This window comes from Marinobacter sp. LQ44, from assembly GCF_001447155.2.
Taxonomy (GTDB): Bacteria; Pseudomonadota; Gammaproteobacteria; order Pseudomonadales; family Oleiphilaceae; genus Marinobacter.
The window spans coordinates 3,101,399-3,127,589 of record NZ_CP014754.1; the positions used below are offsets into that span (position 1 = coordinate 3,101,399).

Consider the following 26,191-nt stretch of genomic DNA (forward strand, 5'->3'; position numbering starts at 1 on the left):
TCAGTATCGGGTGAGAGCGTACTCGAACGCCGGGTAGCCAGGTTCAGGATCGTGGCTAGGGTCGGATATCGCCCTGCAGGGCTCGTCGGCGATATTCACTGGGGGTAAATCCTGTCTCTTTCTTGAAAGCAGTGTTGAATACGGACTTCGAGTTGAAGCCAGAGTCATACATAGTTTGCAGAATATTTGCCTGATTGGCTGCATCGGCCAGGCGCGATTTCGCCTCGTCGATGCGATAGCGACTGACGAACTCAAAGAAATTGCAGCCAAAGCCTTGGTTAATGGCCCGTGAAACCTCTCTTGAAGGGGCGCCCAATTTCCGTGAAAGTTGTTCCAGGGTCAGGTTGGGGTGCAAGTGGGGCTTTTCCTGGTGCATTAACTGTTGGAGCCTGACCTTTAAAGTTTGATCAAACTGCGGCGTGGGCTCTTCTTCCAGCAAGGCGGCCTGGTCTGCTGCCAATCCAGAGAAAACAACGGGTTGGCGAAGAGAGTTTATCATCAGAAAATTGATGAAAATGAAGCCCGTTACAGCGCCAGCGCCGGCCACCCACTCGGTTCCAGGCACGCTTCTAAACACATGCGCCGCAAGGCAGTAAAACATGCTTACGGTCCAGGCCACTGCATAGCCGATCAGAAGCGTCCGTAACCACGCAAGTTGTTTGTTTTCAATACTCGAGAAAATCTGTCGAATACCAAGGCCGAAACGGTTGATCGCACGAATCGTCGTGCACAGGTAGCCCAGAAAGACCGCGTGAATAGCGACTGCAAGAAGGGGAGAGGTAAGTACGCCCGGGTGGTCCCGTTCAAGCAGAATCTGAATTTTGGTCTCGCTCGGCTGCAAATAATACTCAACCAGAAAAATTGCGCCGACCACCCAGAAGAGCAACGTGTGCACGAGATGCTTCCCGCGTAACCGGAAGTTCTGATACATCAGCGATTGCGCATATAGATAGAGCGTGCCTGCTTGCAGAAGCCCGATGAGTGTCCCGAGGTAGGCGAAGTTTGGGTGCTGGAACGCAAGCCCGCTGCCATAGAGGAAGATCTCTCCCAACCCGGCGGCGAAGAACACCAGAGTGGCAACCAGGAGTCGGTTAGATATGAGCCCACTGTTGGATGGAAGTAGGAGAAAAACGGCAAGAGCCAGCGATTGAATGATGCTCGTCAGCAGCACAATGTCGGTGAGTGTCAGATACATGCCAGATTCAGCTCCGCTTCAAAACCATCCTGCCGTCCTGTTGCCGGCGATCTGAGATGCAGGGTCATGCCGGCACCTTTAGCAATCGCATCGGCAATCGCGAGGCCCAGGCCAGAACCTGCAGCGTCCGTTTTGGCGCGTGCAAACCGGTTTCTTAAAAGAGCGAGCTGTTCCGGTGGCACTCTTGCACCGCCATTGCAGACCCTTAAAACCCCATTATCGTTCAGGTTGATCTTCACCGGCTCGCTACGGGAACCATGCTTAAGGGCATTCTCGATCAGGTTACGCACCAGGATGGCGAAGGCATCGGGATCAAGAAAGGAGTTCACTTCGCGCTCCGGCAGGGATAAAACAACTCGCCCGGGTGCCTGGGCCTCAAAATCCCGGGCAATCATCGCGAGGATGGGCACAAGATCCTGCTGGCTTTGTGAGAGTGCACCGCCACCTTCTGCTTTTGCCAACTCGAGCAGTTTTCCGGACAGCACCGAGAGACTGCGTAACGCTTCTTCAATTTCTGCAACATCATTCTTGAGATAATCATCGGGCATTCTGGTTTTCAGTCGCTGCACTTTGGCAAGCGCTGTTGCCAGGGGAGTTCGCAATTCATGGGCACTGTTGGCGGTAAAGCTGCGTTCTGATTCGAGAGCACGATGCAAACGCTCAAGCAGCCGGTTGATGGCACCGGCGATTGGTTCAAATTCACGGGGTAACTGCTCTTCTACAACAGGGGACAGATCTCCCGCGCCGCGGGATTCAATGTCTTGCTGAAAATCGACCACCTTACGAAGGGAAAGCCGGACAATCCACCAGACACCCAACAGGCTGACCGGAATCAGCACCAGTAAAGGCAACAGTAAGGCTAATCCCGCCTCCAGAGCGGATTCACGCCGGTGCGCCAAGGGTTCGGCCACTTCAAGATAGATGGTATTGCTGACTGCAGATACGCCATATAGCCGGTGGGTCAGAGTATCTGAAAACCCTTCCGCGGGGGTCCTGCTAAACACGCCAGGGTCGGCATCGTGGGACTGGAGCAGAATATTTCCAGCTTCGTCCCGTACCAGATAGGTCAGGTATTCGTCATGGTCTTTCAGGGCTGGGGCCTTTTGATTGCCCGCGCCGTTCTCACGGTTCAGGATGTCGGTGACCGCCAGTGGCAGTATGCGCTGGGCGGTTTCTTCCAGGGCACTGTCGAAGACCTCGTTCATTTCATGCTGTGCCACCAGTCCCGAAGCGGTCACGCCCAACAGCCAGAGTAGGGTGACACCGAGTGTCAGGCCGATACCGAGTGTTTTTTGCAGGCTGGTTCTAGTGGTCATGTGTTTCCAGGCGATAGCCCATTCCCCTGACGGTTACGATAGCGTCCCGCCCCAGCTTTTTACGCAGACGGCTGACATAAACTTCGATGGTGTTACTTTCGATTTCGGCCCCGAAAGCGTATAGACGATCCTCCAGTTGCGATCGCGATAACAGCATTCCGGGTCGCTGGATAAAGCCCTCAAACAATGCCCACTCCCGTGCCGTAAGTTCTACCGGCAGGCCGTTGCGACTGATGCGGTGATCGCCAAGATCAATCATCAGCTCGCCCACTTGTATGATCGGGCTTGGATTGCCGCGATATCGGCGAGCCACCGCGGCCACGCGGGCCGACAACTCCGAAAGATCAAAGGGTTTGACCAGGTAGTCGTCAGCACCGGCATTCAATCCTTCAATCCGGTCAGACACCTGATCCCTGGCGGTCAGAATGATCACCGGTGTTGTTATTCCGGTAGCCCGGATCGTTCGCAAAAAGCCGAAGCCATGGCCGTCGGGCAGCATCAGGTCCAGCAGAATCAGGTCGTAGGCTGTGGTCCTGATACTCGCCTCAGCAAAGCGCAGAGTTTGCACCCAGTCCACGGCGTGGCCGTCGTCCGCAATCTGATCCCGGACCGCCTCGCCCAATCCCGCCGTATCCTCCACCAAAAGAACCCGCATTGTTCACCTCTGACCCAGCCCTGAAATCAAGATACTACAGCTCGAACCTGACAACAGCCTGAATGGTCAATAACGCTTCGATCTCTCTTCACCGACCTTCAGCTGGCTGTCAGGTTTGGGCGCTAGCCTTCGGGGGAATATTCCAGGTACCGATCGCAGGAGATGTGATGATGCGGATGATTTTTCCTTTCGTTGTGTTGGTTTTGGGCCTATGGGCCTGGAACCTCTTTGCAGGTCCTGGGGCCGGTTCTCCCTGGGCAGTCTATGACCAGAGCCTGCTGCTCAGTGGGCTGTTATCCATTGCTCTGATGTCACTAGCCATGATGTTGGCACTGCGCCCAGCCTGGTTGGAGAGACCGCTGGGCGGGTTGGATCAGATCTATCGCACCCACAAATGGGCGGGCATTCTGGCAGTGGTATTCGCCGCCGCCCATTGGCTGATTGAAATGGGTGACGATGTAATAGAGTCGGTGTTCGGAAAAGCCGGCAAGCTGCACGATCAGGATTATTCCGGGTTCATCGACACCATGCGCGATGCGGCGGAAGAGGTAGGGGAGTTCGCCATCTATCTGCTGTTCGCCATGCTGCTGATCACCTTGTTGCGCAAGTTCCCCTACAAATACTGGCGCTATTTGCATCGCGGCATGCCGGTGCTTTATCTGTTGCTCGCTTTCCACGCGGCGTGGCTTACTCCGCTGCAATGGTGGCAGCAGCCAATCGGTGTGCTGATGGCCATTTTGCTCTTTGGCGGCAGCATCGCCAGCGGGCTATCCCTGACCGGCAGAGTTGGTCGTCGTCGCCAGGTTCGCGGCATGGTCACCGCGATCAAAACACCAGACCGGGACGTCACCGAAGTTACCTGCCACATGGGGCCGGCATGGCCCGGTCACCGTGCGGGGCAATTCGCCTTTGTGACCTTCGACCGACTAGAGGGCGCGCACCCGTTCACGATTGCCAGTGCCGATAGGGAAAATGGCACGGTTACGTTCATCATTAAATCGCTCGGCGACTTCACCCGCAATCTGAGCCAAAAAATCAGCGTGGGGCAAACCGTAAATATAGAAGGCCCTTACGGCTGTTTTAACTTCGATCGCCGCAACCGCAAATCCCACCAGATCTGGATAGCCGGTGGCATCGGGATCACGCCGTTTCTGGCCTGGCTCGAAGCTCTAAGCAGCGCCACCGACGCCACCGTGCCTGAAGCCGATCTGCATTACTGCACGCGCAACGCCGGCCAGGATCCCATGGTGGATCGACTTCGGGCGCTTTGCGATGGCTTTCCCGGGATACACCTCGAGATTCATGACAGCAGCAAGGGGCAGAGGTTGTCTGCCGAGACGTTGTCTACCAACGGACGCTCGGCAGCAGGCGCAGAGGTCTGGTTCTGCGGCCCGGCAGGGCTGGGGGAAGCCATTAGAAACGGCTTGCGGGCAGCACCCTTCCGCCTGACTCGCTTCCATAAAGAAGCTTTTCAGTTCCGCTGAAATGGCCTCGTTTGTTCAGGTCGTTGTCAGGTTAGCGCCTTAGAGTGGATTTAACACAACCAGCAGGAGAGACACCATGAAGACCAAACCCATTATTCTGAGCCTGTCTTTGTTACTTCTGAGCGGTACCGCAGTGGCCGATGACGACTGCGATGATCCGGTGGCGAGTTGGCAGCCCCGTGAAAATCTGCGTGAAAAGCTGGAAGCCGAAGGCTGGACAGTTCACCGAATAAAGGTTGACGACGGTTGTTATGAAGTCCGGGGCCTCGATGCCGATGGGGTCAGGGCAGAAGCCTCTTTCGCGCCCGCTTCATTGACCATGATGAAATGGGAGCGTGAAGACAGTGACGATGAGGAGAGGGACCGCGGCAACAGGAAAAATGGACAGGACAATCCCAAAAGTCAGGCGCCACGCAACGGCATCGTCAAGGGGCGTCCCACGGTTACCGTTGAGTAACTGAGCGAATTTGCCCTGTTCCTTTAACGTTCATCAGGTTTTTGGAGACCATTTATGAAAACGTTTGTTCTCACTTGCAGCCTTTTCGCCGCCTTGGCTTTACCGGTATTCGCCCAGGCCCGTGACGTGACCTTCACTACGGAACTACAGAATTACGGCGGCGATGGAGCCTATCTGGCGCTGTATCTTACCGATGCCGCCGGAGAGTATCAGGGTACCCTTTGGGTTTCCGGGAAGAAATCTAAATACTACAAACACCTGGGAGGCTGGGCCCGGGGCAGTGGGCTTGATCCTGCAGAGTATGACGGCTTGACTGGCGCCAGTGTTACCAGTGGCCGCACGCTGAAAGTGACTCTGAACCTCGATGATTCGCTGATCGACAACGGCTATGAGGTTCGAGTCGACTCTGCTGTTGAAGATATGCGCGATATCAGAGCCGATGTGATAGCCCCCCTGACCACCGAAGGGTCCGGAAAGCCGGTTTCAGGACGTGGTTACGTGCGCGCTCTGACCTACGAGCTTCAATAATTCACCAGGAGCATCGGCTATTATGTTGCGCAAGTTCCACAGTTTACCGGGTTTGCTTGCAGGCGTGTTCCTGATCGTTCTCTCGGTCACGGGAGCTGTGTTGGCTTTGGCTCCGACGCTGGATAGAGTGTCAGCGGTCATTCCGGCTTCCGGTGAAGTCAGTATTGCCGAGCTGGCAGACCGGGTCGTTGCTCACTATCCCGGGACTGAGCAGATCGTGCGAGAGCCTTCTGGCAAGGTCATTGTCTATTACAGCCGTGACGGCCAGGCCGGTGCGGATCTGGTGAATCCGGTAACAGGTGAGGGCACGCCCTACGAACCTTCCGCATTCTTTGGCTGGATCAAGGATCTGCATCGTGCGTTTATGCTGGATGATGCCGGTAGAGCGCTGGCCGGCGTATTGGCTGTTTTGATGGTGCTTCTGTGTCTTTCGGGAATATTTTTGATAGCCCGGCGTACCGGGGGTTGGAAGAATATATTAAGACCGCTTTCCGGCTCAGGCGGGAAACGAATCCATGCCGAGCTGGCCCGGTTTGCCGTGCTCGGCCTACTGTTATCCGCACTGACCGGTAGCTATATGTCGGCACAGCGCTTTGGTTTGCTGCCGGAAGCGCCTGACACAGGGCCAGGGTTTCCGGCTGAGGTCTCGGGCGGGCAACCATCGCCTGTGGGCACCTTAAAAGCGCTAGGCAATTTCGATCTTGGCGAACTCCGGGAACTGGTGTTTCCCTATCCCGGTGATCCGCAGGACGTCTATTCGCTGTCAACCGCCGGCGGCTCCGGATTCGTGGACCAGGCTACGGGCGAGTTGCTGCAGTTCCAGCCGCGCTCTGACAGCGGCGTATTGCAGGACTGGATTGTACGTTTGCACACCGGTGAAGGCCTATGGTGGCTTGGCCTGATTCTTGGCGCTGCGGCACTGACTGTGCCAGCTCTCTCGATAACAGGTGCAACCATCTGGTGGCAGCGTCGCCGGTCTTCAGGGCAGCTTCCTGACAACGCCGATGCCGCTCAGGCGGATACAATTATTCTGGTCGGCTCCGAAGGTAATGCCACCTGGGGATTTGCCCGGGAACTCCATAGCAGCCTGAATAAGGCCGGTTTCCGCGTGCATTGCAGCGAGATGAATGCCCTGGCTAAGCAGTATCCGCAGGCTTCCAGGCTGTTCGTGCTGACTTCGACATACGGCGATGGTGATGCACCCGCATCGGCCCGGCAGTTTATGGCCAGGCTCAAAGAATTCCGGGCTGAGAAGAACCTGCGATACACGGTACTGGGTTTTGGTGACCGGCAGTTTCCGAACTTCTGTCAGTTTGCCTTGTCGGTGGATACTGCGCTCGCCGGTAAAGGCGTCAGCCGTTTGCACGCCATTGAACTGATTGATCGGTGTTCTGCCTCGCAATTCAGTGAGTGGGGAAACCGGGTTGGTGAGGTTATCGGTACTCCGCTTTTCTTGAACTACTGTGCATTGCAGCCAGCAACGGTCAAACTGGAACTGGTAGAAAGGGCGGATTACGGGATTGCGGTTCAGGCGCCCACCAGTATCTTCCGGTTCAAACCGGCGGAGCAGGGCGGATGGCTAACGGCTTCTCCAAGAAGATTTAAAGCGCTGCCACCGTTCGAGGCGGGAGACCTTTTGGGGGTTATTCCCCCACACGGTCAACCCCCGCGGTTCTACTCGCTCGCGTCCTCGGCAAATGACGAAATTGTTGAGATATGCGTCCGTAAGCAGGCCGGCGGTCTTTGCTCCGGTTATTTGCATGACCTCAAGCCGGGTGATTGTATCGATGGCTTCATCCGCCCCAATCCAGGCTTTCGGCCAGCTACAGGTAGCCAGCCAGTTATCCTAATCGGTGCAGGTGCCGGCATTGGTCCGTTAACCGGTTTCATCAGAAACAATACCAGTTGCAACCCTATGTATCTGTACTGGGGCGGTCGCGATGCCAGGTCAGATTTTCTCTACCAACCTGAGCTTGGGCGCTATCTTGAGGATCATCGACTGAGCGGGCTGAACACAGCCTTCTCAAGAACAGACGAGCGCGCCTACGTGCAGGATAAGCTCAAACAGGATGAATTAGCCGTGCGACAGATGGTTAACACCGGTGCGCAGATACTGGTCTGTGGTGGCCGGGATATGGCGGCGGCTGTGCGGCAGGTTATAGAAGACATTCTCAAACCCTTGCACATCGATATTGAAACTCTGAGAGGCCAGGGACGTTATCTTGAAGATGTATATTGACAGATAAAGTGACAAGGTCGAACTGAGCCTATAATCCCAAAGCACCAAATCGCGTCCTGAACAGGAAGCTGAAAGATGCCATCCACAGAAAATGAAAGACTGCTCAGCGAGCACCAGCCTAATGCCGTTCGTGCACGGCTTGCTGGTCCCGTTAAGGCCTCGACGCTACCAGATGCTGTGCTTGGCGGCATCGATGGCTGCGTTACAACGTTTGCGGTTGTATCGGGTGCGTTCGGCGCAGGTTTCTCGCCACAGGTTGCGTTGGTACTCGGCTTTGCAAACCTGATTGCAGACGGCTTCAGCATGGCGGTAAGTAATTACGAAGCGGGCCAGGCGCAGTTGAATCAGATCAAATTTGCTGAACGCACAGAACGTGAACATATCCGTGCTGTGCCAGAAGGTGAACGTGAGGAAATTCGCCAGCTGTTTCAGGCGAAGGGATTCGACGGCGAATTGCTGGAGCAAGTAGTGGAGGCTATCAGTCGTAATCCCGATGTGTGGGTAGCAACCATGTTGCGAGAAGAGTACGGACTCTCGGGTGCCGGACTCAGCCCACGCCGAGCCGCGTTGACTACCTTCGCCGCATTTTTGTCGGTTGGTGCTTTACCTTTACTGCCTTATGCCATCCCGGGTATGGAGAGTCAGATTCAGTTCCTGACGAGTCTTGGTTTGGCAGGCGTCGTCTTCTTGGGTATCGGAATGCTTAAAAGTATCGTCTATGGCTTACCAGCAATGCGATCAGGACTCCGGACTTTGATCATGGGTACGGCCGCAGCGGGGCTGGCGTTTGCTACTGGGCATTTTGCGCAGGGGTTATTGGGGGGTTAGTTCTTCAGCGGTGAATAGACAATTTAACATAATATTCCCCTAAGAGCTGATATTCATTCGCGTACCCGCTATTGGAATTAACGGCGGATTTCTCGCTCTGTTCGCCCAATGAGTGTAGTTGCAGAATTGAATTTTTAAAGCACAATTCATGCTGAAATGAAAATTATTTAGCAAGGGCCAGTCGTCGACTAATTACTGCGCAACTTTATGAATTGTGGAAAAAATGGTGTCGATATCATTGATGCCAAAGGCTTAGCGTACAATTTTTTCCGTTTCGTGAACTGACCCCACCATTGCTCTGAATCCTGGGTGCTGCTGTATGTGAGGCGCTGGCTAACGGCACCGATGCAGACGAAAGATGGTAAGCAGGAACGACGGAACGTTGGCACACCACAAGGTGGCCCGTTATCGCCAGTTCTGGCAAACCTGTTTCTGCATTATGCATTGGATCGTTGGCTGACCGTTCGTCATCCGGATATCCCATTCTGCCGATATGCAGATGACGGAATACTGCGTTGTCGAAGTGAGCGTGAGGCTCAGTATCTGCATTCCCAGCTAGATATGCGTGAGGTGGACCCAATAGCTATTCACAGAGATGCCCAACAAACGAGTATACTGGCCTGTGTTTGTCCAGGCTGCTCGGATAAATCACCATCAGCTCCTTGCTAAGGCCAGGCTCACTCACGGGAATAGCCACCAGACTTCCATTTTGGACCTCCTCCCGTACAGAACTTTCAAGCACCAACGATGCGCCAAGTCCGACCTTAACCGCTTGCTTGACGGCTTCGGTGCTACCCAGCTGCATAGATACCGTCGGAAATGGCCCATGCTCACCGAAGTAGGTCGCCAAAAGCCGGCCAGTGCCGGTGCCGGGTTCGCCGCCGATCAGAGCCATGTTAGACAGCGTATCGCGGTCGATATCGGTTCGACGGGCTAACGGGTGACCAGGCGGAACGATTAGAACAACGGGCTCGTTACGCCACGCCTGAGCATGGAATCCGGGTAGATCATGCCACCACTCCATAATCGCCACGTCCAGCTCACCGTCCGATAAATGCCGTGCAATAGTCGGATTGGAATCTATTACCACATCCACCTCGGGCCCTACGCCCAGCTCCTTGTAACGACGGATGTAGGGCTGGAGCATATAAATCCCAATATTGGAGCTCGCCCCAACGCGAAGTCGAGCCTCCATAATGGAAGATCTCGCCTGCTCCTCCAGCCGGAGCAGACTTCGGGCAAAAGGCAACAAGGTTAAGGCAGCCCGGGTTGGCTCACAGCCAGAGCGCCCCCTGTGGACCAATAAAACGCCAAGTTGGTTTTCGAGTTTTTGAAGGTGCTGGGACAGTGTGGGTTGTGCGATGTCCAACTGGCGGGCTGCGGCCTGAAACCCGTTGTGGTCCAGCACCGCCACGAAACTCTTCAGCCAGACAAGATTCAGCATGGGCCGCTCTCGCGGCCACTGGGATCATTGATCGCATCACCCGGCCGCTCACCCCGAAGCACTTGCAGAATGTTCCGAGCAGCGCGTTGCTCGATAGCCAGACGCACCTGGCTGACTGCCGATCCGATGTGAGCAGTAAACAGCGTGTTGGGGTGGGCCCTGAGCCCCTGGGCGATCTCCCTCGGACGATCTTCTCTCGCCCAATCTTCCATCTCAAACACATCAGCGGCGTACCCCCCCAACTGACCGGATTGAAGCGCTTGCAGAACACTACCCTCATCCACCACAGATCCACGGCAGGGATTGATAAGGAATGCGCCCGGTTTCATTCCTGTTAGCGTTTCGCGATTAATGGTGTGGAGGGTTTGCTCATTGAGCGCCAGTGCCAGGATCACAATATCTGACTGGGCCAGCAGCATCTTGAGGGGAGTATGGGACAAACCCAGTGCCTGCTCATGCTGCACGGGTAAACGTTCCGGCTGGGAATAGATTAAATCCGCTCCCCATCCGTTCAGGCGCTGCGCCACCGCTTGGCCGATAGCCCCCATACCCACAATACCAATCCGTGAGCCTTCGATCCCCTGCCCATAGAAGCGTGGTGTCCAGCCAGTAAATTCACCGGATCGAACGAAGTGGTCCGCCGCCTTGACTTGTCGGGTGAGACTGATCGTCAGCCCGACCGTTAGCTCTGCAGTAGGCACGGTTAGCAAATCCGGTACAAATGTCAGCCAAACCCCATGACGCGTGCAGGCATCCACATCAAAGTTGTCATAGCCTTTCAGGGCTGCACCAATCACCTTCAAGCGCGGACACCCCTGTAGGAACTCCACTCCAACTCGGTCTGGCATGAACGCCATCATCGCATCAGCGTCTGCAACGCGCGCAGCCACTTCCTCCTGGGGCAACGTGGCGCCGGATTGGTTGGTGACCAGCTCGCAATCTTGGGCAAGTTCATCCAGAACACTGTCATGGATCTTATGGGTTATCACAACCTTGGGTTTCATCGACGTTCCTTATTTGAATTTCTTACGAAGGCGGCCACTGAGACTGTCCACGACGGTGACCATCAACAAGATGACAATGAGAATGGCGCTGACTTCCTGATACTGCATGATTCTCAGCGAGCCCATCAATTCGAAGCCAATACCACCGGCACCCACCATGCCCATTACGGTCGAGGCACGGAAATTGTATTCCCAGCGATAAATGGACACGTCCGCGAATTGAGGAAGTACTTGTGGCAGCACGGCGTGATAGAGCACCTGCAAGCGAGTAGCGCCGGCAGCATCGGCCGCTTCCACTGGCGCCTCATCTACATGCTCAATCGCTTCGGCAAAAAACTTTCCAACCATGCCAATGGAGTGAAGACCGAGCGCCAGTACGCCAGGCAACGCCCCAAAACCAACAGCAGCCACGAAGATGATGCCCATGATCAGTTCCGGGACTGAACGCAAACCGTTTAAAAGGGTTCGAGTTACTTGGAACACCACCGGATGTGGAGAGGTGTTGCGCGCAGCCAGGAATGCCAGTGGCACAGACAAGGTTACTGCAATGGCAGTACCGGCAATGCTCATCGCAAGCGTGTCGATTAACGGCGACACCCAGCTGGCCACATTGGTGAAGTCAGGTGGAAGAGATTCGCCAATGAGTGTGCCTATGGCTGGCACGCCATTGGCAAGTGTATTGAAATTGAGCAGCCCTACGTACCAACTTGCGACAAAAATGATGAGCAGCACTAACAGCGACTGTCCGAGTTTTTTCCGCCAGCCTTTCGCGTGCTCATCCAGCACGGAGGCCGACGGGGCCGGCGACAGAGTCGCCGGTTCCGTCGTTGTATAGTTCATGGGGCACTCCTCACATTTTTGCGAAATCAAGATTGAGCAGGACACCCATAGCGCGGATGACATCGTAATCTTCGTCGGTAATTGCCGCGAATCCCTCAGCCTTCAGGTTGTCGAGAATCTCCGGGTCATCGATCTGCAGAAAGGCTTTCTGAATGTTGCTCTTCAGCTCAGGGGCCAGGTTCGAACGCATGGCCCAGGGGTATTGAGGAAAGTCACCGCTGTAGCCCAGCACTTTGACCTTGCTCCGATCAATCAAACCGCGGTCCATCACATGCTCGAAGATAACTTCGGACAACCCTCCGGCGTCGGCATTGCCATTGGCGACGTTAACCGCAACAGCGTCATGGCTACCGACGAAATGAGCCTCATAGTCCTTTCCGGCTTCGAGCTCTGCCTTCTCAAGGAGTACGGTCTTGGGGATCAGGTGGCTGGAAGTGGATGCGCGGTCACCGTAGGCCATTTTCTTGCCTTTGATATCCGCGAAGGAGCCAACGCCAGAGTCCGCATTGGCAATAATGATGGAGCGATAAGTCGGCTTCCCGTCTACCACCATGGCGGCAAAGGGTTCAATGTCACTCTTACTCTTGGCCATCACATAGGACAACGGACCAAAGTAAGCCAGGTCAATTCGGCCAAAACGCATGGCTTCGATCATGGAGGAGTAATCGGTGGTAACAATCAGTTCTACTTCCTTACCAAGAGTGGTTTCCAGGTAATCCTTCAAAGGTTGGTTTCGCTTGATCAGTTCTGACGCGTTCTCATCCGGCAGCAAGGCAACTTTCAAAAGATCAGGGTCTGTATCTGCGGCATGGGCTGACCAATGGATGCCGAGCATCATTATCAGAGCCAGCAAAGAGTGAATCATTGTCTTCATTGTGCTATCTCTCCAGTACGTCTGTCGTTATCGGGGTGGTCTTAGGTTTATGGATGGCTGGTTTGCCTTCCGCAGCTACCACGCTGGGTGAACGGTGGTAAATCTCGTCCAGGTGTTTCGATTTCAGGTTTTCAGGAGCATCGTCAAAAACGATATGAGCGTTCGAAAGGCCGATGATCCGGTCTGCAAAACGCTGGGCGTATTCCAATTGGTGCAAGGAAATAACCGCGGTGATTCCATCTTCCTGACAAATATCGCGCAGTAGGCCGAGTACCTTTTCAGAAGTGGCCGGATCCAGGCTGGCAACGGGCTCATCGGCAAGAATCATGGATGGTTGCTGCACCAATGCTCTGGCGATTCCAACCCGCTGCTGCTGGCCGCCGGACAACTGATCTACTCGGGAAAGCGCTTTGTCAGCCAGACCTACGCGGTCGAGGCATTGCAGAGCCAACTCCAGGTCCTGCCGGGGCAGGGGAAGCAGGCTTCGCCAAGTACCGTGATACGCAAGTCTGCCTGTCAGCACATTCTGTAACGCGGTGTATCGTTCGATCAGCTGGTGATGCTGGAACACCATGGCGGTGCGGCTGCGGTGCTGTCGCAGGATTCTACGGTTGGTCAGTTCACCAAACTCGCCAGACACAACCTTCCCGGTTGTGGGCTTAACCAGGTGATTCAGTGAACGAAGCAGAGTGGATTTACCCGCGCCTGAAAGTCCCAGTAGCACGGTGAATTCGCCCTTGTGAAAGTGAACGTTGGTGGGTTTGAGCGCGAGGACGTTTCCCGGGTAGGTTACGCCCATACTCTCGACTCGAAGCATCACATTGGTTGATTGAGTTGGGGCCACAGGATCACCTTTTGCAATAAATAAGCTCGCCGTATTGCGAGTTACAATTGAACGATAAAGCTGAGAGATGACACCGTCGTGTCACTGACGTGACAGTTTGATGAAGTGCTTTTGGTTCGCAAGGATTTTCCGAAGGGCTCTGTGAAATACATGGAGCTCAGCCAAAGTGGAACGAGCCACCCAGGAGCTTAAGCAACAAAAATTGCGTTCCACCGTCAGTCGGCGAATCTCACGGTACAGTTCGTCCGTGCTGAGTTCATCGAATTGCTTACCGACTATACTCTTGCCTTCGAGGAGGTCGGACGCGCTCTCCAATAGGTCGCGCTTCCAGGTGCTGACTATGGTGGGGTGGATCTGGAAACGGGCAGCAATTCAAGGTGTGGCCTTAAGGGTGGGCAAGGACAGCCTTGCACTTACTAATTCGAAATAAAGTAAGCGAACATTACCCGGAGATATAAGCCAAATCCGGATGGCCAAAAAACGATTTCAATAGTCGTGGCAATTTTTGCAAACGTCGAAGCTGCCGGTAAACAGTGCTCCGAAGTTGTTCTTTGCTGTTAATGATCTTTTTACCGACGTGATGGTATTTGATATAGCCCCAAACAGACTCGTCAGGATTCAGCTCCGGCGAGTACGGCGGCAGGAAGAACAACCTGAGCTTGCCGTCGAGACTCTCAACATAGTCTCGAACCCGACGAGCATGATGAACCGGGTGGTTATCGAGGATCAGGAAAACCGGCTTGTCAACGTCTTGCACCAGAGCCTTGAGGAAACCAAGAAACGCATCGGTGTTCATGTTGCCCTGAATGGTCTTAAAGCGAAGCTCGCCGCGAGGCGAGATGGCCGAGATCAGATTGATGCTGAAGCGACTGCCCGTATTACGGATGATCGGAGTTTCACCCCTGGGTGCCCAGGTGGTGCCACTGTGATAATCAGACCGAATGCTGGCTTCATCGCCGAAATAGATGGTGGCGCCGACTTTTTTTGCTTCCTTGCGAATTTCCGGGTAGGTCTCTTCTTTCCATTGTTTCACGGCCTCTGGCTTTTGCTGGTAGGCCCGATGCAGGGGTTTCTGAGGCGTCAGCCCCAGGTTTCGAAGCAGACGACCGACCGAGACATCGCTTAACCGGACGTTGAACTTTTGCCGGATGAGCTCACGCACTCGGCCCCGAGTCCACAGGGCAAAATCAAACTTCAACTGGTCCGGCGTAAAGGTCGTTATCCAGATATACAGCTCCCGGATCTGAGCACCGCTCAGTTTCTTGGGACGACCGGAAATCTGCTTGGCCTTGAGCGCGTCAAAGCCACCCTCGCGGTAGGCAGCCAGCCATTCATAGATTCGTGCTCGGCTCATCCCCAGCGCTTTGATGACGACTTCTGGACTCTCGCCATCCATGACCCGTTGAACGGCGCGAACGCGAATGGCTTCTAATGTTTTGTGATCAAGTTTACGACCGTCATCGTGGCGCATGTGTGTAAATATCCGATAAGCTTGGCGAACGGAGCCTACATTATAAATGATGTTCGCTTACTTTCGAACCCATTAGTAATTCGCATAAACTTACTCTGGGTAAATTTCAACCAGCTCAATTTCCAATTTCGATTTAGCTAACCAACAGAATCGTCGTCAAGGCTCAAGTGAAACATACATATATTAACTCATGAGGCTTATTCTGCAGTAATGAATTTTGTATCAAGTTTCCGGCCAAAAATAGTATGGCCAGTCACGAAAACACGACTGGCCACGTTTTTTCCCGAGAAGCAAGCTTCGCTTATAGCCCTACCTGCCTTGAGCGTACTAGGACTCACTTGAATCTGCTATTCCCGCCTCCTTCATCTGCTTGTGTAATTTTTGATGTTTCAGGCGGAGTTCTTGCCTGTCAACGGTTTCCACGGTCTTGTTCGGATAGCTCCTTGCCTCGTTAATCCTGTCGGCTAAGCCAGAATCGGCGTAGGCAAAGGAACTAAACAGTGCTGTCATTGCTATGGCTGTAATGATGCTCTTCATGACGAACTCCTTGATTTGTTGCTCCAGGCCCATGCAACTGGGCCTCTAGTAGATACCGCTGATGCCCACCAGCGGTATTTCTGTTATCATTTGCTGTACGTTACCTTCTGCTCCATTTGTTTCTTCTCTAAAGCACGATGGTAGGCTCGTCCTTCTTCACTTATCATCTGTCTTCGCGCCTCCATTCCAACTTCTGACAATCCATAGCGTGTCATTTCTTTGTGGAGTCGCTGCTGCGGCGAATACTATTAATGATTTCATAATTTCACCTCCTGTTTGGTTGATGGTTTCATTAGATCATTAGCTCCTGAAACCTGACTGAAAAAACAAAAAAAGTTTATTAACGATTTGATAACAAGTTGACCGCTACAGAGAGGCCAAACCCGGGGCTAACCCGGTGTAGTTCACCAACCCTTTCGGATGGTTGCCAATGTGAAGCGGCAACAGACACTAGTGGGCGACAGGGACAAACGACGGGTCATCAAAGTACTTGTCGTAGGCGTCCAGCGCGCCAATGACCTGTACAGCACCATCGCGGGGAGAGTCGGCGCTGCTGCCGGCCATTTTCTCGGCGCCAGCCATCAGCTGGGCGATGATCATGTGCAGTTGCGCGTCGGCAGCCGGCGGTAGCTGGCAGTTGGCGACCATGTAGGCAACGCCGTCATTGACTCGCTTGGCCAGTGGCACATAATCCTCCGCTGCCAGGCGGTCTTCGTGAATGACCTGCAGTGACTCACGCATGGCTTGACCGATCTCGCCCATGGCCTTGCTCAATGGGGCGTCAATGGCCCACTGCTCGCCATTGTTCAGGTGCAGTTCAAAGGGAGCATCGCCGTGGTCGTGTTGATGAATGGCCGCGCCGTCGCTGGCCAGGCTGAGGCCGGAAAACAGCAGTCCGGCGGCTAGGGCAAAGGGTAGGGCAATCGGGGAAAGTCTGATGGGCATGGTCGGTCTCCATTCTGAGTATTGGCCAGCCAGCTGTTGCGACCGGCTTCATTCAGGCTAACGACGCTGGCGCTGGTTTTGTTCCCTTTGCCGATCAACTTATTCGTTATGCAGTGTTTCCACGTCCGATCGCTGGGGCGACTGACGCATTAGCAAACGGGCCAGGTGCTGGCGCTGGCTGGCGTCGAGAATCTCCCGCTCACGCAACAACTGTTCTATGACCAGTTGTTGCTGCCGGTTCTGCAGCTCGGCCAGCGTGCTCTGCGCGGCACGGATGAGCTCGGCGTCCAGCTGTTCGGCAAAGATGTGGTCGATCAACTGGTTGCGCTGCTGCTGTATGGCCAGCGTGGAGGTATTGAGTTCGAGCGTGAAGGGCGCTTCGATGTCTTGCCATTGGCGCTGTTGTCGGTCATCCAGCTGGAGCTCGCGCACCAGCAGCGGGGTGCCGGATGCGCTCGCTCGCTCGGCCAGCTGTTGCCAGCCAAGCGCGGCCAGTACCCCCAGATTGAACAGCAGGGAGGCTATCAGCGCCAGGCGCAGGGTGGCTGTGTTCATCGCGGGTTCCCCTTGAGATAGCAGAGTTCGGGTTGGCGGCACAGGGCGCCGGGTGGCGTACTGTCTAGGATTGCCAGCGCCGCGAAGGTCGGCTCGCGGTTATCGATGGCTGGTGAGTTCAGGCCATTACCAATCAACAGTCCCAGCACCAGTGCCGCGGCTGCGGCCATGCCCGACCACAGACGCTGGCGTCGCAGATGGCGCGTGCCCGGCTGCTGGCGCTGCGGCAGTCGATCGAGAAGGCCGGTCATGTTCAGTTCCGGCTCGAAGGCCGGCAGTCGCTGCATATCCTGGCTCAACTCGCGCAGGGCCCGGTACTGATCCTGGCAGCGCGGGCAGCCGAGCAGGTGGCTGCTTATGTGCGCGGTGCTGGCGCCATCCAGTTCCTCGTCCAGATGGGCTGACAACTCGCTGATGTCCGGATGTTCAGTCATCGCTGTCTCCTGTGAGTGTACGGCGCGCCTGCAGCAGTGCCGAGCGGGCGCGGGCCAGGGGTGACTTCACCGTGCCTTCGCTGATCTCAAGTGCTGCGGCTATTTCCTGATAGGAAAGCCCCTCCAGCTCACGCAGTAGCAGCACTTCGCGTTGGGCCAGGGCCAGCCCGGTCAGCAGTTGCTCCAGTTGAGCTATCCTGCGGCCGCCTTCCAGCTGCCGCAGGGGCGATGGCGCAGGATCGATCAGTGCGTCATCTTCCGGCAGCGGCTCAGGCTCACGATGTGTGCGACGCAGCACATCGATGCAGGCATTGCGGGCGATGCGTAACAACCAGGTCTCGAAGCGGGCATCCGGTCGCCAGTCGGGCAGGGCGTGCCAGACCTTGATAAAGGTATCCTGGGTGATATCCAGCGCATTGTCCGGATTGCCACACAAACGCCGGACGAATGAAAACACCCGCCCCTGGTGTTGTTGCACCAGCCGGCCGAATGCCTGGCGGTCACCGGCCTGTGCCTGGCGGATCAGTTCTCCGTCAGTTCCGTGCATGTGGTCCCCTGGAAAGTGCCTGGCCTGTCTAACGTTGCCGCACCGGAAAATGTTCCATCTGCGGTGATTCTGTGGAATTTATCACTTTAAATTCTGGAGGTGCATTTAATGCCTCCAAGTTTTTATAAATAAAATATGGCGCCAAGATAAACAGAAAGAGTAATGATAAAAAAACCTTTTTGTTCATATATGACACCTAACGAGGCTGTAGAAAAAACCCGATTTCGAGCCATCCCTACCGCCTGATTCCTATAATTTTTATCTCGGTCGCCAACTGACCGAGGATCCCGGTTTCACCAGCAAAGGGCCCTGGCGCAGTTCCAAGACGCCGGGCATCCAGCTGGCGCTGTCCAATGCGTACCTGAAAGCCGAGGGACTGGCATCACTGCGCGATGGATGGATCAAGCTTCACCATTCCCGGTGAAACGCCCTGTGCGGACCCGCATGCAGGGTGTTGTGGGAGCTGGGGGATAAATACCCCCGGCTACCCGATTATGTGACGTTGCGGGCCACCTAAGCCGCGCCGTGGCATCCCACCTCTTGCGGCCGTCTTGCTTTTCGGCGGGAGGCCATTTTGCAAATTACCGACCGAATATCTTCGGAGCATCCTGACCAATTGCGCCAACAACTGCGCTCGATCCGATGGCGCATCTCTGCGTCCGGCCTAACTTCTCAGCAAAATATAAACACTACATCACCCTGTCATCCAGCCTGCGTCCGAGCATCGGCACCCCTTTCTGCCCCTGTCCAAACCTCTGAGCAATTGTTAAGCTGTATATGCGTACAGCATCAAGGGATTGCATCATGCCATTGGCCAGGATGGCCGCGCCTGCTCCGACGCGCCCCTACGAGCGCCACCGGCCAGAAGAAACGCTGCTCTATCAACTCATCGAAACCCATTACCCCGCGTTTCGTGCCCAGCTCGAAGCTCAAGGACAAACGCTGCCTGCCTTCGTTAAGCAGGAGTTCGACGAGTTCCTCAAATGCGGTCGGCTTGATTACGGATTCTTGCGGGTGTGCTGCGAAGATTGCAAGCATGAACGCCTGGTTGCTTTCAGTTGCAAACGACGGGGGTTCTGCCCGAGTTGCGGTGCTCGGCGAATGGCGGAGTCCGCCGCCTTGCTGGTTGATGAAGTGCTGCCGAAAGAGCCCATCCGGCAGTGGGTGCTGAGTTTCCCCTACGAATTGCGTTTTCTGCTTGCCCAGCAACCCGCCATGATGGGCAAAGTGCTGGAGATCGTCTATCGCACGGTGGCCACCCACTTGGTCAAGAAGGCCGGGTTCAACAAGCGTACTGCCCATACCGGGGCTGTCACCCTGATTCAACGCTTCGGCTCTGCACTGAACTTGAACATTCATTTTCACATGCTGTTTCTCGACGGCGTTTACGCGGAGGACAAATACGGCGTCATGCGCTTTCACCGCGTCAAAGCCCCCGCGATAGAGGAACTCAGCTCTCTGGTGCATCAGCTCTCTCATCGCGTCACTCGGGTTCTGGAGAAAAAAGGCTGGCTGCAACGTGACGATGAAAACACCTATTTACTTCTGGATGCCATCGATCAGGAGGATGATGCCCTCGGCCAGTTGCAAGGGCATTCGATCACTTACCGCATCGCAATGGGGCCGCAGAAAGGACGCAAGGTGTTCACCTTGCAAAGCCTGCCACCCCGTCTGGATACCCCCAGAGTATCAGACCGTGTGGCCAAACAAGCGGGATTTTCCTTGCACGCCGGAGTCATGGCCGAAGCCCACCAACGTGACGTGCTGGAACGGCTGTGCCGCTACATTTCTCGGCCCGCGGTGTCGGAAAAGCGGCTGGCGCTCACCAGCAATGGCAAAGTTCGCTATGAACTGAAGACGCCGTACCGTGATGGCACCACGCATGTGTTTTTCGATCCCCTGGATTTCATGGCGCGGCTAGCGGCGCTGGTGCCGAAACCGCGTGTGAACCTGACGCGGTTCCACGGTATTTTCGCCCCCAACAGTAAACATCGGGCGCTGATCACGCCAGCAAAAAGAGGCAAGGGGAGGAAACTTGCGAAACAGGGATGCTCAGAAAAGACCATTGCCGAACGCCGCAAAGCCATGACCTGGATGCAACGATTGAAGCGCGTTTTCAACATCGACATAGAAAAGTGCGAGCTTTGCGGCGGGCACGTCAAGGTGGTCTCCTGTATCGAAGACCCTGCCGTGATCGAGAAGATTCTGCAACATCTGGCGATGAAGGAATCGCTGCCGTTACCCCGCGTCCATGAAGCGAGGGCGCCGCCGGATCAGGCGGCGCTGTTCCAGCTCTAAACCACCACTCCTTCTCCTTCACCAACGACTTGCCCCAACACGGCAGGATGAGACGCGCCTGCTGGGTGCATCTTTCAAGAAAACCGATGAAAAACCGACCGCCAATACCTACGCTACCGAACGGAAAAGGCTGAATTCTGGCTCCGAAAGGACCTTTGGGCCGTTCATGCACGGATTTCATATGATAGGATTTCAGCGAAAAGGCGCTTTATTTGTCCTATACCCCCAGAGCCGCATAACTTTCACCGCCCTGAACCACGGTGACCGAGCGCCAGCCACTGTAGGCCAGACGAAACTGGTAGAGCAGGTGTGGAAAGGCCTTGGACTGAATCGTAATCGGGTTATCGGGGTGGGTAAAATCAGAGAACCCCTGCTGTGCGACAACGGCCTGTTGGCGAAAAATGACCTCTCGCTCCGGCCCATGCAGTGCTCGCCATTGCTTCACCCGGCGTTGCAGTGTGCGCAAAATGGTCTGGTCGTAGTGCTCAGGGTACTGCTCTTGCAAGTAATCAAGCAGTGTTGTTCCGGTTAAATCCGGCTTGGCTTTTAGCAAGGGGAGCAACTCTGTCTCCCAAACGGCCTCCAGTGGGTCTTCTCGGGTGCGCCACTGACGCTCGGTGTTAGCGCGGGGGTTTTGTGTTGACGTCTCGATGCGTCGTCCGGATCGAACGGAAATGCCCGCCTTGGCGGCAGCCACTTCCTGGCTTGCGCCATTTTGTCGGTGCTGCATGAACAGCTCCTCTTGTCGGTTGGTTATGTGTTGGCCTGGCACCCATTGCTCCACCATGGAAAACAAGGGGCCAATTGTTACACCCAACCGGCCAAGATAATTGTCGCTAACCGGTCATCCTAATTGTCGCCGAACAGTCAGACCCAGGTAGAGAATATAGCTGGCTATGCCAATGGTGATCGCGGGATCAACCCAGCGCATGTCGTAGAGCAGGATAAGGGCTCCACCTACAACAACCGCTATTGACGCAAACGCATCAGACAAGTTGTGTAAAACAACGCATGAATATTAACGCTGCCCTTCTGCATTGAGTAGGTCAGCAGCGCGCTCAACGCGTCCATTATCAGTGCAACAATGTAAGTCGGACTACCCAACACCCCTTGAGTTCCAGCGGATCTGGGAACCGCATGACACCCTCGTATATCAGGTAGGGCCCTATCATGATCAAGGTGGTGTATTTAACAGCGCAACACCTACCTTTATTCGCCCGTAGCCGAAGGTCAGCTTTTATTAAGCCGGGCGACGCGCAATCTTACGGGCCGCGAACGCGATAATCAGCGATGCCATGTCCCAGAAGTTATGTATAGCATCGGCAATCAGCGCCAAACTGCCGGCAAAGTCCTTTCCGCGATCTGGACGAGAGTCAGGATGCCGTTTGCCCAGATGGCTACTGCAACCCGTTTATGCTTGGTTTCAGGGGGAATGTGAACTAGCTGTATACTGAAAAAGTGTGCTTTACCTCATATAGGTTTCGAAGTAATGCGGGAAGAAGCGTTAATTGGTTGCTTCCAATGTTCGCATTGCGACCCGAGCGACCAATTTATGGAATCAATCTAAGGCAACCTTATGGTTTCGTGACCATCAAGAGCTGCGTAACAACGGAACAGCGGCCAAAACTCCCGACATAAGTCACCATAATGTGGCCGTTCCGGCCAACTTATGGTGGCATGACCAGGAAGTGATGTAACTGCTTGAAGTATGGTGGGCCCACCTGGACTCGAACCAGGGACCAAAGGATTATGAGTCCTCTGCTCTAACCAACTGAGCTATAGGCCCTAAAAGGGAAGCGGGCGCCATTATACCCACGAGGGGTGGCGCCCGCTACTGTCTTGCGGATTAACCGTTGCCCTGGTCGTCAATAAAGCCGCGCAGGTGATCGGAGCGGGAAGGGTGGCGCAGTTTGCGCAGGGCCTTGGCTTCGATCTGACGGATACGCTCCCGGGTTACGTCGAACTGTTTGCCGACTTCTTCCAGGGTGTGGTCGGTGTTCATTTCAATACCAAAGCGCATGCGCAAGACTTTGGATTCGCGAGCGGTCAGCCCGGCCAGCACCGAGCGGGTCGCCTCGCGCAGGCCTTCGGCAGTGGCGGAATCCACCGGCGACAGGGCCTGGATATCTTCGATGAAATCGCCCAGATGGCTGTCTTCATCGTCGCCAATCGGGGTTTCCATGGAGATCGGCTCTTTGGCGATCTTCAGTACCTTGCGGATCTTGTCTTCCGGCATGTCCATGCGCTCGCCCAGCTCTTCCGGCGTGGGCTCGCGGCCCATTTCCTGCAGCATCTGGCGGGAGATACGGTTGAGCTTGTTGATGGTCTCAATCATATGCACCGGAATCCGGATGGTACGGGCCTGGTCCGCGATGGAGCGGGTAATGGCCTGGCGAATCCACCAGGTGGCATAGGTAGAGAACTTATAGCCGCGACGGTATTCAAACTTGTCCACGGCCTTCATCAGGCCGATGTTGCCTTCCTGAATCAGGTCCAGGAACTGCAGGCCACGGTTGGTGTATTTCTTGGCGATGGAAATTACCAGTCGCAGGTTAGCCTCGACCATTTCTTTCTTGGCGCGGCGGGCCTTGGCTTCGCCGATGGACACCCGACGGTTGATTTCCTTGATGTCGACTACGTCCAGATCCACTTCGGTCTGGACGTTCTGGATGCGCTTCTGCAGGCGCACGATCTCGTCGATGCGTTCACCAATGGCGGCGGCGTATGGCTTCTTGGTGGCCGCGATTTCTTTCGCCCATTCCAGGTCGGTCTCGTTGCCCGGGAACCATTTGATGAAATCTTTGCGCGGCATTTTGCAGTCGCGTACGCAGATCTGCATGATGGCCCGTTCGTTCTCCCGCACCAGATCGTTGGTGGAGCGAACCACGTTCACCAGTTCGTCAAACGCCTTGTTGCCCAGCTTGAATGGTGCAAACACCTGGCCCAGTTCGTTCAGGGCTTCCTGGGTTTTCTTGTGGCTGCGGCCGTGCTTGGCCAGGGCTTTGTCGGCGGCATCCAGTTTTTCTTTCAGCAACTCAAAACGCAGGCGGGTTTCTTCCGGGTCCGGACCGTTATCGGTTTCTTCCTCGGTTGAAGTGTCGTCGTCATCATCGCTGCTGTCGCTGTCGTCAGCAGAGGTGTCTTCACTGGTGTCTTCGCCCATGAACGGCTCGGCGTCGTCCGGGTCCAGGAAGCCGGTAACGATGTCGCTGATGCGGCCTTCGTTCTCGATGATGCGATCGTAAGCCTGAATCACGGTGCCGGCGGTGCCGGGGAAGTGGGCTACGGCCGCCATGACGTCGCGAATGCCTTCCTCAATGCGCTTGGCGATGACGATTTCGCCTTCGCGGGTCAGCAGTTCAACGGTACCCATTTCACGCATGTACATGCGTACGGGGTCGGTGGTGCGGCCGGCATCGGTTTCTACGGCGGCGAGAGCGGCGGCGGCTTCAGCAGCGGCGGCTTCGTCGGCGGTGGAGTCGCCTTCGGTCATCAACAGGGTATCGGCGTCGGGTGTTTCTTCGCACACCTGGATACCCATGTCGTTGATCATCCGGATAATGTCTTCAACCTGATCCGGATCTGCGATATCTTCCGGTAGGTGGTCGTTTACCTCGGCGTAAGTCAGGTAACCTTGTTCCTTGCCTCGTGCGATGAGGTCTTTCAAACGTGATTTCTGCGAATTGCCTGACATAGACACCCTGTGAACTCGCTTTTAAAGAGGAAAAAAGTTAAACAGCCATTATAGCTGCCGCGTATCTGCTGTGCCACCGAATGGTTAGATGGTGATCAGTGGCGTCAGTTTCAAGTGGTCATGCCCCAGCAACGGGATTTAACGCAGGATTCAATCTACGTTGCCCTTGCTGAGCGTTCTCAGCTCTTCCCGCTGTTCCGGGGTGAGCGTGGCCAGGTTCCGGAGCAGGGTTGCCAGTCTTTGCTGGCGCGCGGCCTCTTCGTTCGGGCTCAGCAGTTCTCTGGCGGCTGCCAGTATGCTGTCCCGGGCCGGTATATGCTCCAGTCCATCAAACAGGTTGTAGAACCTGTCTCTGGCCTGTTTGTCCGTTGCCAGTCCCGCGACTAATGCTTTGCGGGTACTGATATTCTGTTCCATCAGCCAGCGGGCGAATCGCCCGGCCTGCTCCAGCTGGCGGTTGCTGTCAGCCAATGCTTTGACTTCCGCCGCCATTTCCGGTGCTTCCAGTAGTGCCAGGCAAAGCGTGCTGTCTTTGCTCAGCTTCACATCTATGCGTTCTTCTGTCGGCCGGCTCTGCCGCTCGCCGCGCCATCCGCGGGCTTTGAAATCATTGCCTTTGGGCCGCTCCTGCCAGGGCTTCCGGCCGCCACACAGACGCATCATTTCGTGCCACATGGCGTCCCGCAGTGTGCTGCGGGGCATTTTGTTCAGAAGCGGTTCTGCCCGGGCTCTCAGTTCGCCCCGGTGTTCCGGCAGCTCCAGGTTCAAACCTTCGCTCTGCCGGTCGAACAGGTAACGTGACAGGGGCGTTGCCGCCTCAATCCGCTGTCTGAAGGCGTCTGCGCCTTCCTTCCGGATCAGTGTGTCCGGGTCTTCACCCTGTGGCAGCATCAGAAACTGCAGGTGCAGGCCGTCGGCCATCAGTTCCAGGGCGTTCTCCATGGCGCGGTCTGCAGCACGGAAACCGGCCTGGTCGCCATCAAAGCAGAACACAATGTGCCGGACTTGCCTTAGCAGGGCGCTCAGGCTGTCCTGGTTGGTTGCGGTGCCCAGGGTTGCCACTGCATCGTGTATGCCGTTCTGGGCCAGCGCGATCACGTCCATATAGCCTTCAACCACCAGCAGTTTGTCCAGCTGGCGGATGGCTTGCCGGGCCTCATAAAGGCCGTAGATCTCCCGGCTTTTATGAAACACATCCGACTCCGGGGAGTTGATGTATTTGGCCTTGTCGTCTCCGAGGGTGCGGCCGCCAAAGGCCACCGTTTTGCCCCGGGTGTTCCGGATCGGAAACATCACCCGATTGCGGAACAGATCTCTTGGCCGGCCGTACTTGTCTGAAACCGTTTTGGTTTCCAGTAACGGCTCTTTCAGATCTTTCGGCGCGGCGTCAAAAAGCGCCGTTCCGGTGCCGGGCGCAAAGCCGATCTGGTACTGCTCGATGATGGCATCGTCCAGGCCGCGCTGTTTCAGGTAGTCCCGGGCGTAAGCGCCTTGCTGGCTGCCCAGGGCCGAGTGGTAGAAGCGGCTGGCGAAATCCAGGGCGTCGGTCAGGGTTCTGGCCTGTTGCATTTCCTGTCGCGCAGCGCGGTCATAAGGCACTTCCAGCCCGGCCCGTTTCGCCAGTTCTTCTACGGCTTCGGTAAAGCCCAGACCGTCGAATTCGCGGATAAAGCTGATGGCATCGCCATGAGCGCCGCACCCGAAGCAGTGGTAAAAGCCTTTGTCTGGACGAACGTTAAACGACGGTGTTTTTTCGTCGTGAAACGGACAACAGGCCTTGTAATTGGCGCCAGCCTTTTTGAGGGTGATGCGGCTACCGATCAGTTCTGCCAGATCAATCCGATCAAGCAGGTCTTCAACAAATCGTTGAGGGATCAGTCCGCTCATGGTGGCTCCACTTCAGTCGGGGTGCCTGATACAAACCGGTATTCACCATAGCCAAAAATGCCGCCGAAGCCAGGCCTCGGCGGCATTTTCAGTTTGCCGGAGAAGGCGAAACGCC

The 26,191-nt window shown here is 55.5% G+C and carries 26 protein-coding genes and 1 tRNA gene; 7 read left to right on the top strand and 20 right to left on the bottom strand.

What is annotated here, in order from left to right; translation table 11 throughout:
* Positions 1-55: 55 nt before the first annotated feature.
* The 3 genes from ASQ50_RS14170 to ASQ50_RS14180 are packed head-to-tail and all read right to left on the bottom strand — an operon-like array spanning position 56 to position 3,166.
* Entirely contained in the window at positions 56-1,195 is a 1,140-nt protein-coding gene (locus ASQ50_RS14170) for a helix-turn-helix domain-containing protein (protein WP_022989540.1), read from the bottom strand.
* Positions 1,186-2,511, bottom strand: a complete 1,326-nt coding sequence (locus tag ASQ50_RS14175; RefSeq protein WP_011786649.1) for an ATP-binding protein — start codon at positions 2,509-2,511, stop codon at positions 1,186-1,188. Before ASQ50_RS14175 ends, ASQ50_RS14170 begins: the two co-directional genes overlap by 10 nt.
* Positions 2,501-3,166 carry a response regulator transcription factor gene (locus tag ASQ50_RS14180; RefSeq protein ID WP_011786648.1) on the bottom strand — a complete coding sequence of 222 codons (666 nt, stop codon included), beginning with the start codon at positions 3,164-3,166 and terminating at the stop codon, positions 2,501-2,503. Before ASQ50_RS14180 ends, ASQ50_RS14175 begins: the two co-directional genes overlap by 11 nt.
* Before the next feature lie 167 nt (positions 3,167-3,333).
* On the opposite strand from ASQ50_RS14180, the gene ASQ50_RS14185 reads away from it, so the two are divergent.
* From ASQ50_RS14185 to ASQ50_RS20605, 6 genes are all read left to right on the top strand, one after another.
* The gene (locus ASQ50_RS14185; RefSeq protein ID WP_011784786.1) at positions 3,334-4,650 is read left to right on the top strand and encodes a ferric reductase-like transmembrane domain-containing protein; all 1,317 of its coding nucleotides are present in this window, start codon (positions 3,334-3,336) and stop codon (positions 4,648-4,650) included.
* A 76-nt stretch (positions 4,651-4,726) separates the two neighbouring features.
* On the top strand, positions 4,727-5,107 hold the full coding sequence (locus tag ASQ50_RS14190; protein WP_011784787.1) for a PepSY domain-containing protein: 381 nt from the start codon (positions 4,727-4,729) through the stop codon (positions 5,105-5,107).
* 54 nt (positions 5,108-5,161) lie between these two features.
* Positions 5,162-5,635 (top strand): DUF2271 domain-containing protein, encoded by a 474-nt coding sequence (locus ASQ50_RS14195; RefSeq protein ID WP_011784788.1) that lies wholly within the window; start codon positions 5,162-5,164, stop codon positions 5,633-5,635.
* Between the two features lie 22 nt (positions 5,636-5,657).
* The gene (locus tag ASQ50_RS14200) at positions 5,658-7,874 is read left to right on the top strand and encodes a PepSY domain-containing protein (RefSeq protein WP_022989539.1); all 2,217 of its coding nucleotides are present in this window, start codon (positions 5,658-5,660) and stop codon (positions 7,872-7,874) included.
* Positions 7,875-7,949: 75 nt separating this feature from the next.
* On the top strand, positions 7,950-8,702 hold the full coding sequence (locus tag ASQ50_RS14205) for a VIT1/CCC1 transporter family protein (protein ID WP_011784790.1): 753 nt from the start codon (positions 7,950-7,952) through the stop codon (positions 8,700-8,702).
* Between the two features lie 321 nt (positions 8,703-9,023).
* Complete coding sequence (locus ASQ50_RS20605; RefSeq protein ID WP_227513362.1) at positions 9,024-9,371, top strand: reverse transcriptase domain-containing protein; 348 nt, start codon at positions 9,024-9,026, stop codon at positions 9,369-9,371.
* On the opposite strand, the gene ASQ50_RS14210 is transcribed toward ASQ50_RS20605, so the two are convergent.
* The 11 genes from ASQ50_RS14210 to ASQ50_RS14265 form a co-directional block, all read right to left on the bottom strand.
* Positions 9,286-10,146, bottom strand: a complete 861-nt coding sequence (locus tag ASQ50_RS14210) for a LysR family transcriptional regulator (RefSeq protein ID WP_011783503.1) — start codon at positions 10,144-10,146, stop codon at positions 9,286-9,288. The two genes, ASQ50_RS20605 and ASQ50_RS14210, sit on opposite strands and share 86 nt — an antisense overlap.
* The gene (locus tag ASQ50_RS14215; protein ID WP_011783502.1) at positions 10,140-11,150 is read right to left on the bottom strand and encodes a phosphonate dehydrogenase; all 1,011 of its coding nucleotides are present in this window, start codon (positions 11,148-11,150) and stop codon (positions 10,140-10,142) included. The genes ASQ50_RS14210 and ASQ50_RS14215 overlap by 7 nt, the downstream gene beginning before the upstream one ends.
* 9 nt (positions 11,151-11,159) lie before the next feature.
* Positions 11,160-11,990 carry a phosphonate ABC transporter, permease protein PhnE gene (gene phnE, locus ASQ50_RS14220; protein WP_011783501.1) on the bottom strand — a complete coding sequence of 277 codons (831 nt, stop codon included), beginning with the start codon at positions 11,988-11,990 and terminating at the stop codon, positions 11,160-11,162.
* A 10-nt stretch (positions 11,991-12,000) separates the two neighbouring features.
* Complete coding sequence (gene phnD / locus ASQ50_RS14225; protein ID WP_011783500.1) at positions 12,001-12,864, bottom strand: phosphate/phosphite/phosphonate ABC transporter substrate-binding protein; 864 nt, start codon at positions 12,862-12,864, stop codon at positions 12,001-12,003.
* A 4-nt stretch (positions 12,865-12,868) separates the two neighbouring features.
* Positions 12,869-13,708, bottom strand: a complete 840-nt coding sequence (gene phnC / locus ASQ50_RS14230; RefSeq protein ID WP_011783499.1) for a phosphonate ABC transporter ATP-binding protein — start codon at positions 13,706-13,708, stop codon at positions 12,869-12,871.
* Positions 13,709-14,150: 442 nt separating this feature from the next.
* A complete protein-coding gene (locus ASQ50_RS14240) occupies positions 14,151-15,179 on the bottom strand; it encodes an IS630 family transposase (RefSeq protein ID WP_054645368.1) in 1,029 nt (342 codons plus the stop codon).
* A gap of 327 nt (positions 15,180-15,506) precedes the next feature.
* Positions 15,507-15,716 (bottom strand): hypothetical protein, encoded by a 210-nt coding sequence (locus ASQ50_RS14245; protein WP_156510020.1) that lies wholly within the window; start codon positions 15,714-15,716, stop codon positions 15,507-15,509.
* Positions 15,717-16,166: 450 nt separating this feature from the next.
* Complete coding sequence (locus ASQ50_RS14250) at positions 16,167-16,661, bottom strand: hypothetical protein (RefSeq protein WP_058090682.1); 495 nt, start codon at positions 16,659-16,661, stop codon at positions 16,167-16,169.
* A gap of 99 nt (positions 16,662-16,760) precedes the next feature.
* On the bottom strand, positions 16,761-17,216 hold the full coding sequence (locus tag ASQ50_RS14255) for a periplasmic heavy metal sensor (protein WP_058090683.1): 456 nt from the start codon (positions 17,214-17,216) through the stop codon (positions 16,761-16,763).
* Entirely contained in the window at positions 17,213-17,650 is a 438-nt protein-coding gene (locus ASQ50_RS14260) for an anti-sigma factor family protein (RefSeq protein WP_058090684.1), read from the bottom strand. Before ASQ50_RS14260 ends, ASQ50_RS14255 begins: the two co-directional genes overlap by 4 nt.
* Complete coding sequence (locus ASQ50_RS14265; RefSeq protein ID WP_058090685.1) at positions 17,643-18,197, bottom strand: RNA polymerase sigma factor; 555 nt, start codon at positions 18,195-18,197, stop codon at positions 17,643-17,645. The genes ASQ50_RS14260 and ASQ50_RS14265 overlap by 8 nt, the downstream gene beginning before the upstream one ends.
* An 804-nt stretch (positions 18,198-19,001) precedes the next feature.
* Between ASQ50_RS14265 and ASQ50_RS14270 the strand changes: the two genes are divergently transcribed.
* Entirely contained in the window at positions 19,002-20,495 is a 1,494-nt protein-coding gene (locus ASQ50_RS14270; RefSeq protein ID WP_058090686.1) for an IS91 family transposase, read from the top strand.
* 217 nt (positions 20,496-20,712) lie between these two features.
* Here ASQ50_RS14270 and ASQ50_RS14275 read toward each other — a convergent pair whose 3' ends face one another.
* The 6 genes from ASQ50_RS14275 to dnaG all read right to left on the bottom strand — a co-directional run bounded on the left by ASQ50_RS14275 (position 20,713) and on the right by dnaG (position 26,076).
* Positions 20,713-21,225 (bottom strand): hypothetical protein, encoded by a 513-nt coding sequence (locus ASQ50_RS14275; protein ID WP_227513176.1) that lies wholly within the window; start codon positions 21,223-21,225, stop codon positions 20,713-20,715.
* Between the two features lie 114 nt (positions 21,226-21,339).
* On the bottom strand, positions 21,340-21,489 hold the full coding sequence (locus tag ASQ50_RS21470; protein WP_227513177.1) for a cation transporter: 150 nt from the start codon (positions 21,487-21,489) through the stop codon (positions 21,340-21,342).
* 246 nt (positions 21,490-21,735) lie between these two features.
* Positions 21,736-21,792: a hypothetical protein gene (locus tag ASQ50_RS21655; protein WP_264754055.1), complete on the bottom strand. Its 57-nt coding sequence runs from the start codon at positions 21,790-21,792 to the stop codon at positions 21,736-21,738.
* Between the two features lie 412 nt (positions 21,793-22,204).
* A tRNA-Ile gene (locus ASQ50_RS14280) sits at positions 22,205-22,281 on the bottom strand.
* Between the two features lie 60 nt (positions 22,282-22,341).
* Complete coding sequence (gene rpoD, locus ASQ50_RS14285) at positions 22,342-24,189, bottom strand: RNA polymerase sigma factor RpoD (protein WP_058090688.1); 1,848 nt, start codon at positions 24,187-24,189, stop codon at positions 22,342-22,344.
* A 150-nt stretch (positions 24,190-24,339) separates the two neighbouring features.
* Positions 24,340-26,076 carry a DNA primase gene (gene dnaG, locus ASQ50_RS14290; RefSeq protein ID WP_058090689.1) on the bottom strand — a complete coding sequence of 579 codons (1,737 nt, stop codon included), beginning with the start codon at positions 26,074-26,076 and terminating at the stop codon, positions 24,340-24,342.
* Between the last annotated feature and the right edge of the window lie 115 nt (positions 26,077-26,191).